The organism is Enterobacter sp. Taxon_2 (genome assembly GCF_058355295.1).
Genome location: NZ_CM178024.1, coordinates 30998 through 52752 on the forward strand (window position 1 = coordinate 30998; position 21755 = coordinate 52752).

23 protein-coding genes are annotated in these 21755 nt (G+C 57.5%); 14 read left to right on the forward strand and 9 right to left on the reverse strand.

The genetic code is table 11. From position 1 onward, the window contains the following. Positions 1 to 25: 25 nt before the first annotated feature. On the reverse strand, positions 26 to 115 hold the full coding sequence (gene tisB / locus AC4IC4_RS00150; protein WP_023309830.1) for a type I toxin-antitoxin system toxin TisB: 90 nt from the start codon (positions 113 to 115) through the stop codon (positions 26 to 28). 521 nt (positions 116 to 636) lie between these two features. On the opposite strand from tisB, the gene ivbL reads away from it, so the two are divergent. The 7 genes from ivbL to uhpT all read left to right on the forward strand — a co-directional run bounded on the left by ivbL (position 637) and on the right by uhpT (position 7826). After that, positions 637 to 735 carry an ilvB operon leader peptide IvbL gene (ivbL, locus tag AC4IC4_RS00155; RefSeq protein WP_057979964.1) on the forward strand — a complete coding sequence of 33 codons (99 nt, stop codon included), beginning with the start codon at positions 637 to 639 and terminating at the stop codon, positions 733 to 735. 106 nt (positions 736 to 841) lie between these two features. Continuing rightward, positions 842 to 2530, forward strand: coding sequence for an acetolactate synthase large subunit (ilvB, locus tag AC4IC4_RS00160; RefSeq protein WP_491471943.1), 1689 nt, complete (start codon positions 842 to 844; stop codon positions 2528 to 2530). Positions 2531 to 2533: 3 nt separating this feature from the next. Next, the gene (gene ilvN / locus AC4IC4_RS00165) at positions 2534 to 2821 is read left to right on the forward strand and encodes an acetolactate synthase small subunit (RefSeq protein WP_008500144.1); all 288 of its coding nucleotides are present in this window, start codon (positions 2534 to 2536) and stop codon (positions 2819 to 2821) included. 82 nt (positions 2822 to 2903) lie between these two features. Beyond that, the gene (uhpA, locus tag AC4IC4_RS00170) at positions 2904 to 3497 is read left to right on the forward strand and encodes a response regulator transcription factor UhpA (protein WP_108417255.1); all 594 of its coding nucleotides are present in this window, start codon (positions 2904 to 2906) and stop codon (positions 3495 to 3497) included. Beyond that, on the forward strand, positions 3494 to 4999 hold the full coding sequence (uhpB, locus tag AC4IC4_RS00175; protein WP_491471944.1) for a signal transduction histidine-protein kinase/phosphatase UhpB: 1506 nt from the start codon (positions 3494 to 3496) through the stop codon (positions 4997 to 4999). The genes uhpA and uhpB overlap by 4 nt, the downstream gene beginning before the upstream one ends. Then, positions 4992 to 6302, forward strand: coding sequence for an MFS transporter (locus AC4IC4_RS00180; protein ID WP_491471945.1), 1311 nt, complete (start codon positions 4992 to 4994; stop codon positions 6300 to 6302). The genes uhpB and AC4IC4_RS00180 overlap by 8 nt, the downstream gene beginning before the upstream one ends. Before the next feature lie 132 nt (positions 6303 to 6434). Next, positions 6435 to 7826 carry a hexose-6-phosphate:phosphate antiporter UhpT gene (uhpT, locus tag AC4IC4_RS00185; RefSeq protein WP_023309834.1) on the forward strand — a complete coding sequence of 464 codons (1392 nt, stop codon included), beginning with the start codon at positions 6435 to 6437 and terminating at the stop codon, positions 7824 to 7826. Between the two features lie 63 nt (positions 7827 to 7889). On the opposite strand, the gene AC4IC4_RS00190 is transcribed toward uhpT, so the two are convergent. Then, positions 7890 to 8690 carry an MBL fold metallo-hydrolase gene (locus tag AC4IC4_RS00190; protein ID WP_157189896.1) on the reverse strand — a complete coding sequence of 267 codons (801 nt, stop codon included), beginning with the start codon at positions 8688 to 8690 and terminating at the stop codon, positions 7890 to 7892. A 197-nt stretch (positions 8691 to 8887) separates the two neighbouring features. Between AC4IC4_RS00190 and AC4IC4_RS00195 the strand changes: the two genes are divergently transcribed. After that, complete coding sequence (locus AC4IC4_RS00195) at positions 8888 to 9340, forward strand: DUF1198 domain-containing protein (protein WP_024907368.1); 453 nt, start codon at positions 8888 to 8890, stop codon at positions 9338 to 9340. 102 nt (positions 9341 to 9442) lie between these two features. Continuing rightward, complete coding sequence (nepI, locus tag AC4IC4_RS00200; protein ID WP_491471946.1) at positions 9443 to 10633, forward strand: purine ribonucleoside efflux pump NepI; 1191 nt, start codon at positions 9443 to 9445, stop codon at positions 10631 to 10633. 48 nt (positions 10634 to 10681) lie between these two features. On the opposite strand, the gene AC4IC4_RS00205 is transcribed toward nepI, so the two are convergent. The 6 genes from AC4IC4_RS00205 to AC4IC4_RS00230 form a co-directional block, all read right to left on the reverse strand. Continuing rightward, positions 10682 to 11587 (reverse strand): DMT family transporter, encoded by a 906-nt coding sequence (locus AC4IC4_RS00205; RefSeq protein ID WP_473721666.1) that lies wholly within the window; start codon positions 11585 to 11587, stop codon positions 10682 to 10684. Between the two features lie 148 nt (positions 11588 to 11735). After that, entirely contained in the window at positions 11736 to 13115 is a 1380-nt protein-coding gene (locus AC4IC4_RS00210; RefSeq protein ID WP_491471947.1) for a carbohydrate porin, read from the reverse strand. Between the two features lie 137 nt (positions 13116 to 13252). Next, positions 13253 to 13555, reverse strand: a complete 303-nt coding sequence (locus AC4IC4_RS00215; protein ID WP_008500136.1) for a PTS lactose/cellobiose transporter subunit IIA — start codon at positions 13553 to 13555, stop codon at positions 13253 to 13255. A 5-nt stretch (positions 13556 to 13560) separates the two neighbouring features. Then, entirely contained in the window at positions 13561 to 14937 is a 1377-nt protein-coding gene (locus tag AC4IC4_RS00220; RefSeq protein ID WP_491471948.1) for a glycoside hydrolase family 1 protein, read from the reverse strand. 17 nt (positions 14938 to 14954) lie between these two features. Then, a complete protein-coding gene (locus AC4IC4_RS00225) occupies positions 14955 to 16280 on the reverse strand; it encodes a PTS sugar transporter subunit IIC (protein ID WP_032648525.1) in 1326 nt (441 codons plus the stop codon). An 11-nt stretch (positions 16281 to 16291) separates the two neighbouring features. Next, on the reverse strand, positions 16292 to 16606 hold the full coding sequence (locus tag AC4IC4_RS00230; RefSeq protein WP_032644367.1) for a PTS sugar transporter subunit IIB: 315 nt from the start codon (positions 16604 to 16606) through the stop codon (positions 16292 to 16294). Between the two features lie 293 nt (positions 16607 to 16899). Here AC4IC4_RS00230 and AC4IC4_RS00235 point away from each other — a divergent pair, with 293 nt between their 5' ends. Continuing rightward, the gene (locus AC4IC4_RS00235) at positions 16900 to 17850 is read left to right on the forward strand and encodes a LacI family DNA-binding transcriptional regulator (protein ID WP_491471949.1); all 951 of its coding nucleotides are present in this window, start codon (positions 16900 to 16902) and stop codon (positions 17848 to 17850) included. A 61-nt stretch (positions 17851 to 17911) separates the two neighbouring features. Here AC4IC4_RS00235 and AC4IC4_RS00240 read toward each other — a convergent pair whose 3' ends face one another. Continuing rightward, positions 17912 to 18208 carry a YicS family protein gene (locus tag AC4IC4_RS00240; protein WP_491471950.1) on the reverse strand — a complete coding sequence of 99 codons (297 nt, stop codon included), beginning with the start codon at positions 18206 to 18208 and terminating at the stop codon, positions 17912 to 17914. A gap of 140 nt (positions 18209 to 18348) precedes the next feature. Here AC4IC4_RS00240 and AC4IC4_RS00245 point away from each other — a divergent pair, with 140 nt between their 5' ends. The 4 genes from AC4IC4_RS00245 to AC4IC4_RS00260 all read left to right on the forward strand — a co-directional run bounded on the left by AC4IC4_RS00245 (position 18349) and on the right by AC4IC4_RS00260 (position 21599). Further along, positions 18349 to 18768, forward strand: coding sequence for a GNAT family N-acetyltransferase (locus tag AC4IC4_RS00245; RefSeq protein WP_048992763.1), 420 nt, complete (start codon positions 18349 to 18351; stop codon positions 18766 to 18768). A 148-nt stretch (positions 18769 to 18916) separates the two neighbouring features. Continuing rightward, positions 18917 to 19717: a lipoprotein NlpA gene (nlpA, locus tag AC4IC4_RS00250; protein WP_491471951.1), complete on the forward strand. Its 801-nt coding sequence runs from the start codon at positions 18917 to 18919 to the stop codon at positions 19715 to 19717. 122 nt (positions 19718 to 19839) lie between these two features. Continuing rightward, positions 19840 to 20619 (forward strand): MBL fold metallo-hydrolase, encoded by a 780-nt coding sequence (locus tag AC4IC4_RS00255; protein ID WP_491471952.1) that lies wholly within the window; start codon positions 19840 to 19842, stop codon positions 20617 to 20619. A 26-nt stretch (positions 20620 to 20645) separates the two neighbouring features. Next, positions 20646 to 21599 (forward strand): GlxA family transcriptional regulator, encoded by a 954-nt coding sequence (locus AC4IC4_RS00260; protein WP_491471953.1) that lies wholly within the window; start codon positions 20646 to 20648, stop codon positions 21597 to 21599. Positions 21600 to 21755: the final 156 nt, after the last annotated feature.

Here is a 21755-nt window from a genome sequence, read left to right on the forward strand (position 1 = left end):
CTCTCAGGTGCGACTTGAACCTGAATTACCGAAGGAATTTCAGGACAGCATCAAGCAGTTGCAGTACAGCAACAATGAGTTTGAGGATAAGTATCACCATATCCACTACGCTCATACGCGTCTCCTTTTGGTTAAAAGGAGCACGATGCTGGCGTACCTTTCCGCCGCCTGTTGCCAGCACCTGGATTGACGTAACACAGTGTGCTCACTTCAGGGGTTAAGGCACTGACGGCACCACCCGTTTCAGCCAGGACTTCGTTGCGCCGGTAGAACTGCGGCCCCCTCGCTCACTGCGAACACCCTCAGTATAGATAAATACTGTATGTATGAACAGTATTTTTTGGACAAAAATCGAAAGGCGATCCATACTCAAAAACGTCAAAATCCGTGCCGGAATTGCGCGTTCGTCTTCGATCGCGTATACTTTTTGCGTTGACGTAACACAGTGTGTTCTGCGGCGACCAACCGCAAAACCCTGATAAAAACCTCGCTCCCGCGGGGTTTTTTGTTTTCACCACCCAACAAACGAAACGTGATCTCTGACGCATTTTTGCGCAGATGAAAATTTTTCCATTGTCACGCTCGAAAACCTGTGTTTGTATAAATTCAATCAATGAATCCAAACACAGGTCCCCAATGACTTCATCCATCTTCACTTCGACTCTACTAAAAACTGCGCAACCAGCCGCAGTGGTCGTCGTGCGTGTGGTGGTGGTCGTCGGCAATGCGCCGTAGGGACTGGATCAACACACGAATCCAAAACCCCGCCGGCGCAAACCGGGCGGGGTTTTTCGTTTAAGAGCCTCCCCGGAAAGTCGGCCCAGAAGAAAAGGACTGGAGCATGGCAAGTTCGGGCATAACATCCAACAAGACGCGTTTTACTGGCGCGCAGCTGATCGTTCATCTGCTGGAGCGACAGGGCATCACCACGGTTGCGGGCATCCCCGGCGGCACGGTGCTGCCGCTGTACGATGCGTTAAGCCAAAGCACGCAGATCCGCCACGTGCTGGCGCGTCACGAGCAGGGGGCAGGCTTTATCGCTCAGGGCATGGCGCGTACCCAGGGTAAACCGGCGGTCTGTATGGCCTGTAGCGGGCCGGGCGCAACCAACCTGGTGACCGCCATCGCCGACGCGCGCCTCGACTCCATTCCGCTGATCTGCATTACCGGCCAGGTGCCGTCCTCGATGATCGGCACCGATGCGTTCCAGGAAGTGGATACCTACGGCATCTCTATCCCCATCACCAAACATAACTATTTAGTTCGCGATATCAGCGAACTTCCTCAGGTTATCAGCGATGCGTTCCGCATTGCGCAGTCCGGCCGCCCGGGCCCGGTGTGGATAGACATTCCTAAGGATGTCCAGACCGCAGAGATCGAGATCGACGTGCTGCCGGAGCCGGGCGACCGTGCCCCCGCGCCAGCATTCAGCGCTGAGAGCGTGCGCGATGCCGCAGCCATGATCAACGCCGCCAAACGTCCGGTGCTCTATCTGGGCGGCGGGGCGATTAATGCTGCGGATGAAATCCGTGAGTTTGCGGAAAAAGCCAACCTGCCGACCACCATGACCCTGATGGCGCTGGGCATGCTGCCAAAAGCGCACCCGCTGTCCCTGGGGATGCTGGGCATGCACGGCGCGCGCAGCACCAACTACATCCTGCAAGAGGCGGATTTGCTGATTGTTATGGGCGCGCGTTTTGATGACCGGGCGATCGGCAAAACCGAGCAGTTCTGCCCGAATGCCAAAATCATTCACGTGGATATCGACCGCGCCGAGCTGGGTAAAATCAAGCAGCCGCACGTGGCGATTCAGGGCGACGTGGCCGAAGTGCTGGCGCAGCTGATCCCGCAGACGGACGCAACCGACCGCGCCGACTGGCGTCAGCTGGTGACCGATCTGCAGCGCGAGTTCCCGGGCGCCATCCCAACCGAAGGCAATCCGCTGAGCCACTATGGTCTTATCAACGCCGTCGCCGCCTGCGTGGACGACAGCGCGATTATCACCACCGACGTCGGCCAGCATCAGATGTGGACCGCCCAGGCCTACCCGCTGAACCGTCCGCGCCAGTGGCTGACCTCCGGCGGTCTGGGTACTATGGGCTTTGGTCTGCCTGCAGCAGTAGGTGCGGCGCTGGCGAATCCGGACCGCAAGGTCATCTGCTTCTCCGGCGATGGCAGCCTGATGATGAACATTCAGGAGATGGCGACCGCGGCCGAAAACCAGTTAGACGTGAAAATCATCCTGATGAATAACGAGGCGCTGGGGCTGGTGCATCAGCAGCAGAGCCTGTTCTACAAGCAGGGCGTGTTTGCGGCGACCTACCCGGGAATGATTAACTTTATGCAGATTGCCGCCGGTTTTGGCCTGCATACCTGCGATCTGAACGCCGAAGAAGACGCGCAGGCGGCGCTGCAGGCGGCGATTTCTCGCCCCGGCCCGGCGCTGATCCACGTGCGTATCGACCCTGAACAAAAAGTGTATCCGATGGTGCCGCCGGGTGCGGCAAATACTGAGATGGTGGGAGAATAAGCCATGCAGAAACAACATGATAACGTCATTCTGGAACTCACCGTCCGCAACCACCCTGGCGTCATGACCCACGTCTGCGGGCTGTTTGCCCGCCGGGCGTTTAACGTGGAAGGCATTCTCTGTCTGCCGATTCAGGGCAGCGAGCACAGCCGCATCTGGCTACTGGTCAACGATGACCAGCGTCTGGAGCAGATGATGGCGCAGATCGACAAGCTGGAAGATGTCACCAACGTGGCGCGTAACCAGTCCGATCCCACCATGTTTAACAAAATTGCGGTGTTTTTCGAATAGATCGCTTAAGGTAAGCGTCTTTCGCTCTTGTAGGCCGGATAAGCGCAGCGCCATCCGGCGTTTTCAGACCGCAGGAAGACACATGACCACCATCGCCCTTATCGACGACCACCTTATCGTCCGCTCTGGCTTTGCCCAGCTTCTCAACCTCGAACCAGATTTCCAGGTCGTGGCCGAGTTTGGCTCCGGTCGCGAGGCGCTGGCGGGCCTGCCGGGGCGCGGGGTGCAGGTCTGTATCTGCGACATCTCGATGCCGGATCTCTCCGGGCTGGAGCTGCTAAGCCAGCTGCCGAAAGGAATGTCGACGATTATGCTGTCTGTCCACGACAGCCCGGCGCTGGTCGAGCAGGCACTCAACGCGGGGGCGCGCGGGTTCCTCTCCAAACGCTGTAGCCCGGACGAGCTGATTGCCGCGGTGCGCACCGTCTCCACCGGCGGCTGCTACTTAACGCCGGATATCGCCATCAAGCTGGCGGCCGGACGTCAGGATCCGCTCACCAAACGCGAGCGCCAGGTTGCGGAAAAACTCGCGCAGGGAATGTCGGTAAAAGAGATTGCCGCCGAGCTGGAACTGTCCCCGAAAACCGTACACGTTCACCGCGCCAACCTGATGGAAAAACTTAACGTCAGCAACGACGTCGAACTGGCGCGCCGCATGTTCGACAGCTGGCAATGAGTCCCGTCTTTTCGCGGCTGATCGCCGTCGTTGCCAGCTTTTTTATCTTCTCCGCCGCATGGTTCTGCTTATGGAGCATCAGCCTGCACCTGGTGGAACGCCCCGAGCTGGCGGTGCTGCTGTTTCCCTTCGGCCTGCGACTGGGGCTCATGCTCCAGTGCCCGCGCGGATACTGGCCGGTTTTGCTGGGCGCAGAGTGGCTGCTGCTGGTCTGGCTGGCGCAGGAAGTCGCTCTGGCGCACCTGCCATTATTGATGACCGGAAGCCTGCTCACGCTGCTCCCTGTTGCCCTCATTTCCCGCTACCGTCACCAGCGCGACTGGCGCACGCTGCTGCGACAGGGGGCGGCGCTGATTGCCGCCGCGCTGCTGCAGTCCCTGCCGTGGGCGGGTGATAAGGAGATGCTCAACGCGCTGCTGCTGACCCTGACAGGCGGCCTGACCCTCGCGCCGACCTGCCTCGTCATCTGGCATTACCTCACCAGTACCGTCTGGCAGCCGCTCGGCCCGGCGCTGGTTTCCCAACCGGTGAACTGGCGCGCCCGGCATCTCATCTGGTATCTGCTGCTGTTCGTGGTAAGCCTCTGGCTTCAACTGGGTCTACCTGCCGAGCTTTCACGCTTTACCCCATTTTGCCTTGCGCTGCCGATTATCGCCCTGGCCTGGCACTACGGCTGGCAGGGGGCGCTGATCGCCACCCTAATGAACGCCATCGCGCTGATCGCCAGCCAGACCTGGCACGACCATCCGGTGGACCTGCTGCTTTCCCTGCTGGCCCAGAGCCTGACCGGGCTGCTGCTCGGCGCAGGCATTCAGCGCCTGCGCGAGCTGAACCAGTCCCTGCAAACCGAGCTGGCGCGCAACCGGCGTCTGGCTGAACGCCTGCTGGAGACCGAAGAGAGCGTGCGGCAGGAGGTCGCCCGCGAGCTGCACGATGATATCGGCCAGACGATCACCGCCATCCGCACCCAGGCGGGCATTGTCCAGCGTCTGGCGGCGGAAAACGCGGGCGTGAAGCAGGGCGGAGCGCATATCGAGCAGCTTTCGCTGGGCGTGTATGACTCGGTGCGACGCCTCCTCGGCAGGCTGCGTCCGCGCCAGCTCGACGACCTGTCGCTGGAGCAGGCGGTGCGTTCCCTGATGCGCGAGATGGAGCTGGAAAGCCGCGGCATTGTCAGCCATCTCGACTGGCGAATTAACGAATCTGTCCTGAGCGAAGGCCAGCGCGTGACGCTGTTCCGCGTCTGTCAGGAGGGGCTGAACAATATCGTCAAACACGCCAGTGCCAGCGCGGTCACGATGCAGGGCTGGGAGCAGGACGAGCGCCTGATGCTGGTAATTGAAGACGACGGCTGCGGCCTGCCGCCGGGCTCCGGCCAGCAGGGCTTTGGCCTGGCGGGCATGCGCGAGCGCGTGAAGGCGCTCGGCGGCACGCTGAACCTCTCCTGCACCCACGGGACGCGCGTCAGCGTCAGCCTGCCGCTAAGGAGCCACCATGTTTAAGACCCCCGCGAACGCCGCACCGATAGGTAACAAAGCGGAAATCGACGCCCGCTACCGCTACTGGCGTCGCCATATTCTGATCGCTATCTGGCTCGGCTACGCGCTTTTCTACTTTACCCGCAAAAGCTTCAACGCCGCCGCGCCGGAGATCCTCGCCAGCGGCGTGATGACGCGCACCGATATCGGCCTGCTGGCGACGCTGTTTTACATCACCTACGGCCTGTCGAAGTTCTTCTCCGGCATCGTCAGCGACCGCTCTAACGCGCGCTATTTTATGGGCGTTGGGCTGATCGCCACCGGCGTGGTGAACATTCTGTTTGGCTTCTCCACCTCGCTGTGGGCCTTCGCCCTGCTGTGGGCGCTGAACGCCTTTTTCCAGGGCTGGGGCGCGCCGGTCTGCGCCCGCCTGCTCACCGCCTGGTATTCGCGCAACGAGCGCGGCGGCTGGTGGGCAATCTGGAACACCGCGCATAATGTCGGCGGGGCGCTGATCCCGATGGTGGTGGGTGCCGCAGCGCTGCACTACGGCTGGCGCACGGGGATGATGATTGCCGGTGGCCTCGCGATTGTCGCCGGGCTGTTCCTCTGCTGGCGCCTGCGCGACAGGCCGCAAACCGTTGGCTTGCCCGCGGTGGGCGACTGGCGGCACGACGAGATGGAAATGGCGCAACAGCAGGAGGGGGCAGGGCTGACGCGCAAAGAGATCCTCACCAAATATGTGCTGAAAAACCCGTATATCTGGCTGCTGTCGCTCTGCTACGTACTGGTTTACGTGGTGCGTGCGGCCATCAACGACTGGGGTAATCTGTACATGTCCGAGACGCTCGGCGTGGACCTGGTGACCGCCAACTCGGCGGTGACGATGTTCGAACTGGGCGGGTTTATCGGCGCGCTGGTGGCGGGCTGGGGCTCGGACAAGCTGTTCAACGGCAACCGCGGCCCGATGAACCTGATCTTCGCCGCCGGGATTTTGCTCTCCGTCGGCTCGCTGTGGCTGATGCCGTTTGCCAGCTATGTGATGCAGGCGGCGTGCTTCTTCACCACCGGCTTCTTCGTGTTCGGCCCGCAGATGCTGATCGGCATGGCGGCGGCAGAGTGCTCGCACAAAGAGGCTGCTGGTGCGGCGACGGGCTTTGTCGGGCTGTTTGCCTACCTTGGCGCATCGCTCTCCGGCTGGCCGCTGGCGCGGGTGATCGACATCTGGCACTGGAGCGGTTTCTTCGCGGCGATCGCCATCGCGGCGGGGATCTCCGCCCTGCTGCTGCTGCCGTTTTTGAACGCGCAGGCGCCGCGCGAAGCGTGACGCGCCTCACCTTTTGCTGCCGAGTGGCGCAAAACTAAGAAATTTTCCCGGTTTCACCTGGACGCTGTCTCAGGCATCTCTCCCGGCTGGTTTTTACAATGCTGCAAAAATCAGCTCAGGAGTAACTCAGTCATGCTGGCCTTCTTAAATCAGGTGCGCAAGCCGACCCTGGATCTGCCGCTCGACGTGCGGCGCAAAATGTGGTTCAAACCGTTCATGCAGTCTTATCTGGTGGTCTTCATCGGCTACCTGACCATGTACCTGATCCGTAAAAACTTTAACATCGCGCAGAACGACATGATCTCCACCTACGGGCTGAGCATGACGCAGCTGGGGATGATTGGCCTGGGCTTCTCCATCACCTACGGCGTGGGTAAAACCGTCGTTTCCTACTACGCGGACGGCAAAAACACCAAGCAGTTCCTGCCGTTTATGCTGATCCTCTCCGCCATCTGTATGCTCGGCTTCAGCGCCAGCATGGGCGCAGGGTCCGTTAGCCTGTTCCTGATGATCGCCTTCTACGCCCTGAGCGGTTTCTTCCAGAGTACCGGCGGGTCCTGCAGCTACTCCACCATCACCAAATGGACGCCGCGCCGCAAGCGTGGTTCGTACCTCGGCATGTGGAACATCTCCCACAACCTCGGCGGTGCCGGTGCGGCTGGCGTGGCGCTGTTTGGCGCTAACTACCTGTTCGACGGCCACGTGATCGGCATGTTTATCTTCCCGTCGATTATCGCCCTGATTGTCGGCTTTATCGGCCTGCGCTACGGCAGTGACTCCCCGGAATCGTACGGCCTCGGCAAAGCCGAAGAGCTGTTCGGCGAGGAGATCAGCGAAGAGGACAAAGAGACCGAAGAAAACGAGATGTCCAAATGGCAGATCTTTGTTGAGTACGTGCTGAAAAACAAAGTGATCTGGCTGCTTTGCTTCTCGAACATCTTCCTCTACGTCGTGCGTATCGGCATCGACCAGTGGTCGACCGTGTATGCCTTCCAGGAGCTGAAGCTTTCTAAAGAGGTGGCGATTCAGGGCTTCACCCTGTTCGAAGTGGGCGCGCTGGTTGGTACCCTGCTATGGGGCTGGCTCTCCGACCTCGCCAATGGCCGTCGCGCGCTGGTGGCCTGCGTCGCGCTGGCGCTGATTATCGCCACGCTCGGCGTCTACCAGCACGCCAGCAACCAGTACGTTTACCTGGCGTCACTGTTCGCGCTCGGCTTCCTGGTGTTTGGTCCGCAGCTGCTGATTGGCGTGGCAGCAGTGGGCTTCGTCCCGAAAAAAGCGATCGGCGCCGCCGATGGGATTAAGGGCACCTTCGCCTACCTGATCGGTGACAGCTTCGCCAAGCTGGGTCTGGGGATGATTGCTGACGGCACGCCGATTTTCGGCCTCACCGGCTGGGCGGGCACCTTCGCGGCGCTGGATGCAGCAGCGATTGGCTGTATCGTCCTGATGGCGATGGTAGCCGTGCTGGAAGAACGTAAAATTCGCCGTGAGAATCGTGCGCAGAAATTAAAAACAGCCTGAGTGTGCAGGTAACTTCTTTGCCCGGTGTGTGATGCCGGGCTTTTTTATTAGCTGAGTTAAGACCTACCCCAGAACAAAAATATCCCCTGTTGCCGGGGTAACCGCGTCCGGCAACCACAAATTGCCCCATTTACCCGTACAATGGCAGCCCATTATTTTGTCGGGTTGTAGGCCGTGCAGAAACTGCCTGAGTGCCCAGAGCTTACGCGGTGACGCACAGCGAAGATGGAAACCACCGAAAATTGCATGAATATGGTTGATGCCGGTTATTCTCTGACAGTGACGCACAATATCGATCAGACCTCGGTGCCCACAGCCGATAAAAATGACCAGGCCACGGTCAGATTTATAAATTAGAACCCCTTCATCTTTCACATAATCCACATTCGCATTTTTACTACCGATAACACCGTATGCGTGCGGTTTGGCGACAGGGATCTCCCCTGACCATATAAAGCGCTTCCCAATCTGGAGCGGGGTGCTGCTGTATTCCATGCGATAGTGTGAATAATCATTTTTCAGCGACAACTTTTTTAATCTGGCGGTATACCCTGAAAACTGTATTGCCGAGTAGCGCTCGCAGGCCACGTGGGGATGGCAGACGATCCGGCAATTATCCGGTAACCACGGAACGCCGCCGCAATGGTCATAGTGCCCGTGAGAAAGTACAGCTGCGGTCAGGCGGGTCAAATCGACTCCCATCAGAGCTGCGTTATGTATGAAGCTATCATCCGGACCGGTATCAAACAGAATGGAATCATTTTCATCCTGTATAAACAGGCTGAGTCCTGCTTTAGCTCGCAGTAAATTTTTAGCGCCGGGATTAGGTCTGTTCTCCAGCAGGACACTGATTGTTATGGACATGTTCGCTCTTTCCCTGAAGTGAAGATTCGTTACCGCCAGGCATTGACCATACACCGTGTATATATAATCGTCCCCATAAAAACTAAAACGACTTTCCTGCCGTTTTTCCAGCGCTTTTCCATTCACTATTATGCTTCTACCCGCTGTCGACGCCGTGCGTTTCCCGCTATGATGAGCGGCTAGTCTAAGGAGAACGCATGGTCTGGATAATGCTGGCAACGCTTGCCGTGGTGTTTGTGGTGGGATTTCGCGTCCTGACCTCAGATTCCCGCCGCGCCATCAAACGTTTAAGCGAGCGTCTTGGGATCACCCCGATGCCGGTTGAGTCGATGATCGACCAGTTTGGTAAAACGTCGGGCAATGAGTTTATCCGCTACCTTGAGCGCCCGGACGAAGCGCATCTGCAAAACGCCGCACAGGTGCTGCTCATCTGGCAGGTCTGCATTGTCGACGGCAGTGAAGAGAACCTGCACACGTGGCACCGCCTGCTGCGTAAAGCCCGCCTGGCTGCGCCTATCACCGATGCACAAATTCGTCTCGCGCTTGGCTTTATGCGCGAGATGGAACCCGATCCGCAGGAGCTGAACGCCTTCCAGCTGCGCTATAACCAGCTCTTCCTGCCGGAAGAGGGCGTGTTTTACCTGCACTGATCCCCTGTAAAAACGACAAAAGTTGTCTAAACGTTAAATTCGTCACACTTTTGATGATAAACTGCGCGACTTTTCCGCACGTTTTTATCTTCAGGTGACGCCATGACAGAACATATCCAGCCCACGACCAGACCGCAGACCAACGAGGTTTCACGCCCCAACTGGTCGGCCGTTTTCGCCGTGGCGTTCTGCGTCGCTTGCCTGATTACCGTTGAGTTTCTGCCGGTCAGCCTCCTGACGCCGATGGCGCAGGATCTGGGTATTTCCGAGGGCGTGGCGGGTCAGTCCGTTACTGTCACCGCCTTCGTGGCGATGTTCGCCAGCCTGTTTATCACCCAGGTGATTGGCACCATCGACCGCCGTAAAGTGGTCATCCTGTTCAGCGTGCTGCTGACGCTCTCCTGCCTGCTGGTCTCCTTCGCGGAAAGCTTCACCCTGCTGCTGCTGGGGCGCGCCTGTCTGGGGCTGGGATTAGGCGGCTTCTGGGCGATGTCGGCCTCGCTCACCATGCGCCTGGTGCCCGAGCGTACGGTGCCAAAAGCGCTTTCCGTTATCTTCGGTGCGGTCTCTATCGCGCTGGTGATTGCCGCGCCGCTGGGCAGTTTCCTGGGCGGGATTATCGGCTGGCGTAACGTCTTCAACGCGGCGGCAGTGATGGGCCTGCTCTGCATTATCTGGGTGTGGAAGGCGCTGCCGTCCCTGCCGGGCGAAGCGGCGCATCATAAGCAGAACATGTTCAGCCTGCTGAAGCGCCCCGGCGTGCTGGCAGGGATGACCGCGATCTTTATGTCCTTTGCCGGGCAGTTTGCCTTCTTCACCTATATACGCCCGGTGTATATGACCATGGCGGGCTTTGACGTCGACGGCCTGACGCTGGTGCTCCTGAGCTTCGGTATCGCCAGCTTTGTCGGCACGTCGCTGTCGTCACAGTTCCTGAAGCGCTCCCTGAAGGTGGCGCTGGCGGGTGCGCCGCTGGTGCTGGCAGTGAGCGCCACGGTGCTGGTGCTGTGGGGCAGCGATAAGTGGGTTGCGTCAGCCATTGCGATTATCTGGGGCTTTGCCTTTGCGCTGGTGCCGGTGGGCTGGTCGACGTGGATCACCCGCTCGCTTGCCGATCAGGCGGAAAAAGCCGGGTCGATTCAGGTGGCGGTGATCCAGCTGGCAAACACCTGCGGTGCGGCCATTGGCGGCGTGGCGCTCGACCATCTGGGGCTGACGTCACCGCTGGTGATTTCCGGCACGCTGATGCTGCTGACGGCACTGCTGGTGGCGGGGAAGGTGAAGGCGAAGTAGTGTTTTTCTCCCTCTCCCGTGGGAGAGGGTTGGGGTGAGGGCATCAGGCTACGCCGATGTCCTCACCCGTCTTCTTGAATCCATCGAAATCAGCACCACCGACGACACAATCAGCAGCGTTCCCAGCCAGTCCGGCAGGGTGAACGCCACGCCCAGCAACATCACCGACAGCAACGCGCTGCTCAGCGGCTCGGCGCAGCTCAGAATGCTCGCCTTCGGCCCGCCGATCATCTGTGCGCCTTTCAGGTACAGACTGAACGTCAGCGCCGTGCCAATCACCACCAGGTAGAAAAACGCCAGCAGCAGGCTGCCGTCAATTACGAAGGTCGTCCCGCGTCCGGCGTAGAACGGCGTCAGCATTAACCCGGCAATTAACATACTCCAGCCGACAATCGGCAATGTGCCGTAGCGGGCAATCAGCGTTGACGGATAGGTGGTGTAAAACGCGGCGGCAAACGCCGAGGCGATGCCGAAGAACAGTGCGGCAGGCGAGATGGAGAGCGAGGTTGGGTCGCCGTGGGTCACCAACAGGAAGGTGCCAACAAGCGACGTCATGATGGCCGACAGCACAAACACGCCGGGACGCTTTTTCCGCGCCAGGGCAAACCACGCCACAATGATGGTCGGTGACAGAAACTGCAGCACGGTAGCGGTCGCTGCGTTGGATTTTTCAATCGTCAGCAGGAAGGTGAGCTGCACGGTGAGCGCGCCGACAAGTGAGAATATCAGCAGGCTGAGGGCGTCTTTGCGATGTTTGATGACCGAGAAAATCTTGTCGCCGTGAACGAAGGAGAGCGTCAGCAGGATCACGCCGGTAAACAGCAGGCGAACCATGGTCAGGTAAGGCGAAGAAATGTGGCTTTTCTCCATGATGTACTGCGCGCAAACGCCTGAACTGCCCCATAAAACGGCGGCGATCAGAACGTTCAGCATCCCTTTACGTGTGGAACCCATGTTCTCCCCTGCTATGTTGTCGTTAATCCGGCCAACAGCATAGCATGGTTGTGTGCGGGCTGGTGCCCTCACCCCGGCCCTCTCCCACGGGGAGAGGGAGCAAACACTAAAAACGGCAACTCTCGTTGCCGTTTTGCTTCTACCTTGCTTAGAACCACGCCTCCCACATCGCGCCAACGTTGAAGTCGTCGAGCGTTTCGTCTTTGGTGTTGTTCACGCGCGCGGTGCGTGCGTTATCCACTTTGCCGCCGGTCACGTAGAAGCGCAGCATCGGACGGAACTCTGGCCCCATGGCGATAGACATGTTCTGCGACAGGGTCAGCTTCCAGCCCTTGTTGTCGCCGCCGTTATCGTAGTCAACGTGCTGCCAGCCTGCTTCCAGCCAGGTGGAGTGAACGTCGTTCCACCAGTGCATCGGGCGCACGATGGCGTTGTAGTTCTTACGGTTGTCGGTCTTATCGCGGCTGTTGTCATAATCGTGGAAGGCGAGAATGTACTCCACCTGCGTCGCCTGGGTGAATTTGTACAGCCCTTCGAAGCTGGCGTAGACCGTGGTCAGATCCTCGGTTTTGTTGAACACGCTGTTGTCCGCGTTATCGGAGTAGCGGGCAATCACCTTGTTCACGCCGCTGTCGTTGGTGTGGCTCAGCACCACGCCGCCCTGCCAGGCGTTCAGACGCTCGTCGCTCTCCACCGCTTTCGAGTCAAAGCCGTAGTTGGCGTACAGCTCCAGATCCAGCGGACCGAGCTTCATGCCATGGATTTTTGAGGTCGCAGCGTAGTTACCTTTGTCGCCCGTGCCGGAACCGCCGGTACAGGTGATGCGCGACGGGTTCGCTTCGTCCTCCATCACTTCCGGGCTACAGGATTCCACAGCCGCCACGGCGGCCACGTCGAACTGCACGCCGCCGATGTTGAAGTTCTTCACCCCGGCGCCCTGGCCGTCGTGGTTCATCCAGAAGTAATCGTTGATGCCCTGCTGCGGACGCTGGTGGAAGTCACGACCGGCCCAGAAATAGGCGTTCGGGTTGGAGGCCATAATGTTGGTCACGCCCGCGTAGGCTTTTTTCAGGTTAACTTCGTCGCCCCAGTGGTCGATCATCACGTTGATGTCCCAGATGGCACCGTTTTCACCCTTGAAGGCCTTGGAGAGCTGGAATTCCCCGCCGTTGCCTTCGTTACCCAGGCGACCAATGGCGGACGCGCCGTTGTAGGAGCCATCGACAGCCACGTATTTCTGATCGGCGGCCTGGAAGTGCGCGCCGTAGCGGGCGTAGCCGGTAAATTTAATCCCGAACGGGATCGCCATATCCGGGGATTGCGCCGCGCTTTGCGGCTCGGTCACCACGTCGGCTTTTTTCGCAACCGCCGCATCCATTTTGGCCTGACGTTCGGCCAGGGCTTTATCCACCGCTTTCGCCACAATGGCGTCGATTTGCTCCTGGGTGAATTCTTGTGCGAGCACGGAAATTGGGCAAAGCGCGGCGATAACCGCCATGGTTAATGGAAGTTTTTTAATCGTATTCATGGTTATCTCAATATAGTTTAATTTTATTCAGACAATAACCATCCCGCTCCGATCTGACAGAATATGTCGCTATCATCAGAACAAGTGGAATTCTATTTAAGGTACAGAGGTATTACATTAGTTTATTTCGCCATAGACTATCTCTGATATAAATGAATAATTTCTTCGGATAATTCACGCGCTAATAACGAATTCATTAAATGATCCTGCGCGTGCACCATAATTAAGGTCATCGGCTGGCGGGCTTCACCCGCGTCCTGCTCGATCAGTTTGGTCTGCATCTTGTGCGCCTGGCGCGCATAGCCGTCGGCTTCGCGCAGCAGGCTTTTGGCTTCGTCAATGTTGCCCTGGCGAGCCGCATGCAGCGCCTCAAAGCACAGGCTGCGGGACTGGCCAGCATTGACGATAATTTCCATAACGGCTTCTTCTAGTGCGATCATTATCATTACTCTTTTTCAAAACTATTATTTAAGGCGGTGGAGGCAAACCACTCTCCGCTTTTCTTAATGGTGCGCTGCTGCGTCTCCAGATCGAGCTGGATAAATCCGTAGCGATTTTTATAGGCATTGCACCACGACCAGTTATCGATAAATGTCCACATATGGTAGCCAAGACAATTACACCCTTCGCTAATGCCTTTATGCAGCCAGGTTAAATGCTCAGAAATAAACTCAATGCGGTATTGATCGTTAATCTGGCCATTTTCAATAAAGCGCTGCTCGTTTTCGACGCCCATCCCGTTTTCAGAAATAAAGCAGCGGGGGTTACCGTAATTGTCGCGCAGGTTAATCAGAATATCGTAGATACCTGGCGCGTAGATTTCCCAGCCGCGGTACGGATTCATCTTGCGGCCCGGCATCTCGTAGTTATCAAAGAACCACTCCGGCATAAACGGCGCCTGCGGGTTCACCGCGTTGTCACGACACTTCACGCGGCGCGGCTGATAGTAGTTCACCCCAAGCAGGTCGATTTTCCCTTCCGCAATCAGGAAACCGTCTTCCGGCTTGCAGGCGGGCAGCTGGTCGTAAGATTTCAGAAGCGCTACCAGATCCGCCGGGTATTCGCCGCGCAGGACCGGGTCAAGGAAGCTGCGGTTAAACATCAGGTCCGCAACGTGCGCCGCCTTCACGTCCGCCGGGTTTTGCGAGCGCGGATACGACGGCGTCAGGTTCAGCACGATGCCGATCTCCCCCGCGTAATGTCCGGCGCGGTAGGCCTGAACCGCCTTCGCATGCGCCAGCACCGTGTGATACGCCACGGTGGCCGCCCGGCGGAAATCCACCACGTTCGGATAGTGGAAGTCGTACAGATAACCGCCTTCCACCGGCACAATCGGCTCGTTGAAGGTAAACCAGTGCAGCACGCGGTCGCCGAACAGCTCGAAGCAAATCTGCGCATAGCGGGCGTACGCGTCCACCACGTCACGGTTTTCCCAGCCGCCTATCTCCTGCATCGCCATCGGCATGTCGAAATGGAACAGGGTGATAAACGGCGTGATGCCCTGTTCATTCAGTTCATCAATGACCTGATTATAAAAATCGACCGCTTCCGGGTTCACTTCACCGATACCGTCGGGGATCAGGCGCGCCCAGCTAATCGAGGTGCGAAAGCTGTTGTGGTTCAGCTGCTTTAACAGCTGAATGTCCGTTTTCCAGTTCTGATAAAACGTGGAGGTCTGCTGCGGCCCCACGCCGTTGTAAAAACGGTTTAGCTCGCGGGCAAACCAGTAATCCCATGTGGTTTCCCCCTCTCTTGCCCCTTCGGTCTGGAGAGCGGAGCTTGCGCTGCCCCACCAGAAGTTATCGGGAAATGCGTATTTCATGACTCTTCCTCTTTGACTTAATTGCTGGCGGCTTCAGCGTTGCCGACGGTTGCCTGGGCCTTCTGCTCTTCGTTTTTGATGAGCGTACGCTCATAGGCGCGCAGGAAAGGCAGGTACATCAGCGCGGACATCACCATGCAGACCAGGCACATCACCACCGGGCTGAGCGCCCAGTTGGCCGCCCATGACGCGCCAATCGGTGCAGGGGTGGTCCACGGGGTCAATGACACGACCTGTGCCAGCCAGCCGAGTTTAGTTGCGCCGTACGCCAGGCAGGCGTTGACCAGCGGAACGCACACGAACGGGATAAACAGCATCGGGTTCATGATGATCGGCGCGCCGAACAGAATCGGTTCGTTGATGTTAAAGAAGCTTGGCACCACGCCCATTTTGCCGATGGTGCGCAGATGGGTCACGCGGCTGCGCAGCAGCAGGAACGCCAGCGGCAGGGTCGAGCCTACGCCGCCAATCAGCAGATAGTGATCCCAGAAGCCCTGCAGATAAACGTGCGGCAGCGCCGCGCCAGCCGCCAGCGCCGCCTGGTTTGCCGATAGGTTCGCCATCCAGAACGGGTTCATGATGCCGGTGACAATCAGCGAGCCGTGGATACCCGCAAACCAGAAGATCTGGCACAGCAGCACGGAGAGCAGAATGGCGGGCAGGGAGTCAGAGGCGGACACCAGCGGCTCCAGCAGGTGCATGATCGCCTGCGGGATAATCATCCCGGTCTGCGCTTCAATGAACAGGTTCAGCGGGTGCAGGGTACCGATCACCACCATCACCGGGATCAGGATCTCAAACGAACGCGCCACGCCGGTGGGCACTTCTTTCGGCAGGCGAATGGTGACGTTGTTCTGCTTCAACCACGCATAGACGCGGGTGGAGTAGATGGCGGTGATAAGCGCGGTGAAGATGCCCTGGCCGGAGAGATACTGGGTCGAGATTTTGCCGTCGGCATAGGGCGCGGCGACCAGCAGGAAGGCCATAAAGGCCAGCAGGCCGGACATTACCGGGTCAAGGTTGAACTGACGCCCCAGGCTCGCTCCAATCCCCACCGAGATGAAGAAGGTCATCACGCCCATGCTGAGGTTAAACGGCAGCATCAGCTGCTCGCGGTAGGTCTGGGAGAAATCCAGCCAGCCGCGGGCGAAGCTGTTGGTGGTATCCGCCGAGAACGGCGGGAAGATGAACACCAGCATAAACGAGCCGATGATCATAAACGGCAGCGCGGCGGTAAAGCCGTCGCGGATGGCAATCACGTACTTTTGCTGGCCCAGCTTTGCGGCCAGCGGGGTAATTGACTGCTCAATCACCGCGACCATGGATTGATATAACGAACTCATGTGAACACCTTTTAGTGTGCCGCTTCGATGAGCGACAGAGCATAGTCCAGTACCTTATCGCCACGCTGCATGCCGTAGTCCATCATGTCGATGGGCTGCACCGGAATGCCATGCGTCGCCGCCTTGTCTGAGAGTGTCTGTAACATGTATTTCACTTGCGGTCCGAGAAGTACCACCTGGTATTGCGGAAACTGCGTATCAAATTCGGAAACACCGTACGCATCAATCTTCACCGGCAAACCACGTTCTTTCGCGACATCGACCATTTTGCTGACCAGCAGGCTGGTGGACATCCCGGCAGAGCAGCACAGCATAATCTTGAACATCGACAACCATCCTCTAAATGTAAATAGTTATTGCGAGGATGATTGGACATGATACGGAAACCGGTTTCCATTCATAAAAGACAGAAGTGTGATACCCATCAAGATCCATTACTTATGAGGCTAATTAACCGGATGTGCATCACATAATTTGGCTGTTTTGACATCATTTTGAGTGGAAACGGAAAATCGGTTTCCATGAAAAGGGGAAACGGATATACTCCGTTCTGGCTATAATCTGAGCCGTAGCGGTGATGGAATTTGCAGGCGCGAGGTAAGCCTGTCAGGGGAAAGAGATGTCGACAATCAATGATGTATCACGTCTTGCCGGGGTGTCGAAAGCCACGGTATCGCGAGTGTTGAGTGGGTCGCGCGGCGTTAAAGAAGCCAGCCGTCAGGCCGTTCTGAAGGCCGTGGATGAGCTGAATTACCGGCCTAACGTAATTGCCCAGTCGCTGCTGAGCCAGTCGACGGGCTGTATCGGGGTGATTTGCGCACAGGAAAACATTAACCAGACCACCGGTTATCTGTACGCGCTGGAAAAACAGCTCAGCCAGCATCAAAAACACCTGCTGCTGCGCTTCGCGCACAGCAAAGCGGAAGTGATGCACGCCCTTGAAGAACTCTCTCGCGGGCTTTGCGATGACATCCTGGTGATTGGCGCGCGTTTCCCGCTGGACGTCGATATGGACAACGTCATCCTGGTTGACTGCATGGAGTCTGATAATTCCAACAGCATTCAGTTCGATCACGCCTTTGCCGCCGAAACCGCCTGTAACTACCTGACCAGCCAGGGTCGACGCCAGATTGCCCTAATCCATCCGCACGGCAGCGGGTTTGCCGACCAGGTGCTGCTTGGCTACAAGCACGCGCTGGAGAAAAATTTCCTGCCCTTTAATCGCAACCTTGTTTTTATGGACGCGACCTCCTCCTCCGTTGCGCTGCAGGAGCTGCTTAACAACGCCAGCACCCTGAATTTCAACGCGCTGCTGGTGGCGGACGAGCAGGAAGCCCAGCGGGTGATCCCGCAGCTGCAGGCGTTTAATAAATCGGTGCCTGAGGACATTATGGTCTTCAGCCTTGCCGGATCGCTGCACCTGCCGGGTATTCCGGTGATCCCTGCGATTGAATATTCAATGGATGCGATGGCGGCGCGTATCGTGAGTTGGCTGACGGAGAAAACGCAGATGCTGGGCTCGTATGTGCTGCGCGGGGATTTGATCATTCCCGACGTGCGTAAGCGTTAAAAATGTTGTGTAGGCCGGGTAAGGCGCAGCCGCCACCCGGCGAGAAGCACGTTTCCAGCCCTCAATAATCTTCCATACAATCCACCTGACCAATCGCCGCCCAGTAGGCGTCCAGGTTGTCGCGCTTTACGGCGGTAACGGCATTTTTGATCAGCAACTGATTGGCCTCTGACGACAAAATCATCGCCTGCCAGGCCTTATCGCTCTGCTTTTTCTGTGGCGTACAGGTTTTCTTTATATCTTTCAGGACCTGCTGCTTAATCTGCGCCTCTTTCGCCGGATCCTCCTTTTCCTGAGCATGGGCAAACGCGGCGAAGAGCAGACAAACCAGCAGGCAGACCAGATGCGCAGCTTTCATCAACAACCCCCTTTAGAAGTCACAGGCTTCCCATGAAATATATCGTTACATTCAGTGTAGCGACTCCAGTCGAAAGTATGAATTTTCTCCACGATGCGTGTGTGAGATAGTGAAACGGCACAGATAACAAGGAGAAAAATATGCACCTGAGTATTACTCATGCGGTTACGGCGCCCGAAAAAGAAGAGTTGCTTGTCGGCCTGAGAGCGTATAACGGACAGTTTCTCGATCTGACAAACTTTAGCGGCGACATTGGCGTTTACGTGCGCGACGATAAAGGCGTCATGCTCGGCGGGCTCATTGGGGTGCGTAAAGGCGACTGGTTGAATATCGACTTTCTCTGGGTGAGCGATGCCGTGCGCGGATCCGGCGTGGGCAGCCAGCTCATCAAAACGGCTGAAGATGAAGCCAGACGCAAAGGCTGCAAGCACGCGCTGGTCGATACCGCCAGCTTCCAGGCGCGTCCGTTCTATGAAAAGCAGGGGTACCAGCTGCAGATGTCTTTGCAGGATTATCCGTACCCGGGCATGCAGCGGCATTATCTGGCGAAAGCCCTTTAAGCCCTGAATCTGTAGGCCGGGTAAGCGCAGCGCCACCCGGCAACAGACCGCATATAACTTATCCTTCTTATTGATTCTTTTTCGGTTTTTATTTCCCCGCCTCGTTGTCGATATAGTCACTACAACATTCAGCAAAAGGAACTGTCTTGTGAAACGTCGATTGGGTGCTCTGGTACTGGCTGGCCTGCTGCTGGCAGGGTGCGATCAAAGTGGCAGCGATGCCAAACACATTAAAGTCGGCGTCATCAACGGCGCCGAACAGGACGTAGCGGAAGTCGCCAAAAAGGTGGCAAAAGAGAAATATGGCCTGGACGTGGAGCTGGTGGGCTTCAGCGGCTCGCTGTTGCCTAACGATGCCACCAACCAGGGGGAACTGGATGCCAACGTCTTCCAGCATCGCCCGTTCCTTGCAGAGGATAACAAGGCGCATGGCTACAAGCTGGTGGCCGTGGCGAACACCTTTGTTTTCCCGATGGCCGGCTATTCCCGCAAAATCAAATCCGTGTCTGACCTGAAGGACGGGGCAACCATTGCCATTCCAAACGACCCGACCAACCTGGGCCGCGCGCTGCTGCTGTTGCAAAAAGAGAAGCTCATTACCCTGAAGCCGAATACCGGGCTGCTGCCGACCGCGCTGGATATTACCGCCAACCCTAAGCAGCTGAAAATTATGGAGCTGGAAGGGGCGCAGCTGCCGCGCGTGTTGGACGACCCGAAAGTGGATGTCGCCATCATCAGCACCACCTATATCCAGCAAACCGGGCTGTCACCGGTGCATGACAGCGTCTTTATTGAAGACAAAAACTCGCCGTACGTGAACATCGTGGTTACGCGCGAAGACAACAAAGACGCGGAGAATGTGAAGGCGTTTATCGAGTCGTATCAGTCACCTGAAGTGGCAAAAGCGGCTGAGACGATCTTTAACGGCGGGGCAGTGCCGGGCTGGTAAACGATGTGACAGAAAACGGGTTGCTTATCTTGGCCCGATTCCATCGGTAATCGCCCTTTAGCCCACAGCGTCAATTGCGACGGCTGGCTATCCTCCTTATCACACCAACAGGAGGATAGCCCATGAACATTACCCACATTCGCAACGCCACCCAGCTGATTTCCTACGCCGGAAAACGTCTTTTAATCGACCCGATGCTGGCCCCAAAGGGTGCTTATCCGGGCTTCCCCGGCACGGCGTATGCCGAACGCCGTAACCCGACGGTTGAACTCCCCGTTGACGTCAACACGCTGCTGGACGCCGACGCGGTGATCGTCACCCATACCCATGACGATCACTGGGATCGCGCCGCGGTGGAGCTGATCGCCAAAGATAAACCGATCTACGTGCAAAACGACCGTGACGCAGCGCTGCTGCGCAGTCAGGGATTTAACAACCTGACGGTCATGACCGACGCGACCACCTTCGGCGATATTCAGATTACGAAAACCCGCGGCGGCCAGCACGGGACCGATCGCGCTTATGCCGTGCCGGAGCTGGCAGAACGGCTGGGCGAGGCCTGTGGCGTGGTGCTGCGTCATCCTGATGAGAAGACGCTCTATCTTGCAGGGGATACCGTCTGGCGTGACGAGGTGGCGGCCGATCTGCAAAAACACCAGCCGGACGTGGTGGTACTGAACGCCGGCTATGCCCACGTCATTGGTTTTGGGCCCATTATTATGGGGCAGGAGGACGTGCTTAACGTTCATTTCCTGCTGCCGCAGGCCAACATTGTGGCGAGCCATATGGAGGCCATTAACCACTGCCTGTTGACCCGCAGCGCGCTGCGTGAGTACGTTGAAGCTAATCAGGTGAGTGACGCAGTGAGCATTCCCCAGGATGGCGAAACCGTTATATTCTGAGTGCGTTAAAGGGAAAGGAGAGACAGATGTCGCTAATCAACGTCGCGATTGTCGCGGTAGACGGGTTCAGCCCGTTTCACTACTCCGTTCCCTGCATTCTGTTTGGCGATTCGGTCTCCGGCGAAAAGCGCTTTAACGTGACGATTTGCGCCGAAACGCCGGGGTTACTTACCTCAAAAGACGGATTTGCTCTCAACGCCACGCAGGATTTTACCGCCATTGGGCAGGCCGATATTGTTGTCGTTCCCTACTGGCAGCACGTTCTGGAACGCCCGCCGCAGGTGCTGCTCGAGAGCCTGGTGCAGGCGAGAGACCACGGTGCAGAAATCGTCGGGCTGTGTCTGGGATCGTTTGTGCTGGCCTGGGCGGGGATCCTCGACGGCAAACGTGCGGCCACCCACTGGGAGTTCGAACGTCAGTTTCAGTCGCTCTTCCCGAACGTTCAGCTGGATATTAATGCCCTTTACGTGGATGACGGCAATATCATCACCTCCGCCGGTACTGCCGCTGCCCTCGACTGCTGCCTGTATATCATTCGCCAGCGCTTTGGCAGCGTGGTTGCTAATCAGATTGCCCGTCGGATGATTGTTCCGCCCCACCGCGAGGGCGGGCAGGCGCAGTTCATCGCCCAGCCGGTACCCAAAGATACCCGCGACGGACGCATTAACTGCCTCATCGACTACCTACAGCAGCACATCACCGAACCGCATAGCCTGGACTCCCTGGCGGAGGTGGTTTCGATGAGCCGCCGCACCCTGACCAGTCATTTTATTAAAGCCACGGGATTGAGCGTCGCCGACTGGCTTACCGCCGAGCGCCTGCGGCGCAGCCAGATCCTGCTTGAAGCCGGAAATATGCCGATTGAGCGCGTTGCTGAGCTGGTGGGATTTAATTCCGCCGTCACCTGGCGACAGCAGTTTAAGGCGCGTTTTGGGGTGAGCCCTGCTGAGTGGCGAAAAACGTTTCGGCTTCATGCCTAGTGTATTACGACTAACTCAAGATTTAAGGGTGAGTTAAATCATTTCTCATATTTTCTTAATCAACCTCTCACTTTTCTGAAAAAGTATTTTCTTTGATGTCCCTTAAAGCAAATTAGATATACTCGCATTAAGAATGGTCCTATATTTCGGAAATAT

What these genes read in the sequence shown, in the direction of transcription:
- tisB (WP_023309830.1), bottom strand. Translation starts at nt 115, where the DNA reads ATGAGCGTAGTGGATATGGTGATACTTATCCTCAAACTCATTGTTGCT.
- ivbL (WP_057979964.1), top strand. Translation starts at nt 637, where the DNA reads ATGACTTCATCCATCTTCACTTCGACTCTACTAAAAACTGCGCAACCA.
- ilvB (WP_491471943.1), top strand. Translation starts at nt 842, where the DNA reads ATGGCAAGTTCGGGCATAACATCCAACAAGACGCGTTTTACTGGCGCG.
- ilvN (WP_008500144.1), top strand. Translation starts at nt 2,534, where the DNA reads ATGCAGAAACAACATGATAACGTCATTCTGGAACTCACCGTCCGCAAC.
- uhpA (WP_108417255.1), top strand. Translation starts at nt 2,904, where the DNA reads ATGACCACCATCGCCCTTATCGACGACCACCTTATCGTCCGCTCTGGC.
- uhpB (WP_491471944.1), top strand. Translation starts at nt 3,494, where the DNA reads ATGAGTCCCGTCTTTTCGCGGCTGATCGCCGTCGTTGCCAGCTTTTTT.
- AC4IC4_RS00180 (WP_491471945.1), top strand. Translation starts at nt 4,992, where the DNA reads ATGTTTAAGACCCCCGCGAACGCCGCACCGATAGGTAACAAAGCGGAA.
- uhpT (WP_023309834.1), top strand. Translation starts at nt 6,435, where the DNA reads ATGCTGGCCTTCTTAAATCAGGTGCGCAAGCCGACCCTGGATCTGCCG.
- AC4IC4_RS00190 (WP_157189896.1), bottom strand. Translation starts at nt 8,690, where the DNA reads ATGTCCATAACAATCAGTGTCCTGCTGGAGAACAGACCTAATCCCGGC.
- AC4IC4_RS00195 (WP_024907368.1), top strand. Translation starts at nt 8,888, where the DNA reads ATGGTCTGGATAATGCTGGCAACGCTTGCCGTGGTGTTTGTGGTGGGA.
- nepI (WP_491471946.1), top strand. Translation starts at nt 9,443, where the DNA reads ATGACAGAACATATCCAGCCCACGACCAGACCGCAGACCAACGAGGTT.
- AC4IC4_RS00205 (WP_473721666.1), bottom strand. Translation starts at nt 11,587, where the DNA reads ATGGGTTCCACACGTAAAGGGATGCTGAACGTTCTGATCGCCGCCGTT.
- AC4IC4_RS00210 (WP_491471947.1), bottom strand. Translation starts at nt 13,115, where the DNA reads ATGAATACGATTAAAAAACTTCCATTAACCATGGCGGTTATCGCCGCG.
- AC4IC4_RS00215 (WP_008500136.1), bottom strand. Translation starts at nt 13,555, where the DNA reads ATGATCGCACTAGAAGAAGCCGTTATGGAAATTATCGTCAATGCTGGC.
- AC4IC4_RS00220 (WP_491471948.1), bottom strand. Translation starts at nt 14,937, where the DNA reads ATGAAATACGCATTTCCCGATAACTTCTGGTGGGGCAGCGCAAGCTCC.
- AC4IC4_RS00225 (WP_032648525.1), bottom strand. Translation starts at nt 16,280, where the DNA reads ATGAGTTCGTTATATCAATCCATGGTCGCGGTGATTGAGCAGTCAATT.
- AC4IC4_RS00230 (WP_032644367.1), bottom strand. Translation starts at nt 16,606, where the DNA reads ATGTTCAAGATTATGCTGTGCTGCTCTGCCGGGATGTCCACCAGCCTG.
- AC4IC4_RS00235 (WP_491471949.1), top strand. Translation starts at nt 16,900, where the DNA reads ATGTCGACAATCAATGATGTATCACGTCTTGCCGGGGTGTCGAAAGCC.
- AC4IC4_RS00240 (WP_491471950.1), bottom strand. Translation starts at nt 18,208, where the DNA reads ATGAAAGCTGCGCATCTGGTCTGCCTGCTGGTTTGTCTGCTCTTCGCC.
- AC4IC4_RS00245 (WP_048992763.1), top strand. Translation starts at nt 18,349, where the DNA reads ATGCACCTGAGTATTACTCATGCGGTTACGGCGCCCGAAAAAGAAGAG.
- AC4IC4_RS00255 (WP_491471952.1), top strand. Translation starts at nt 19,840, where the DNA reads ATGAACATTACCCACATTCGCAACGCCACCCAGCTGATTTCCTACGCC.
- AC4IC4_RS00260 (WP_491471953.1), top strand. Translation starts at nt 20,646, where the DNA reads ATGTCGCTAATCAACGTCGCGATTGTCGCGGTAGACGGGTTCAGCCCG.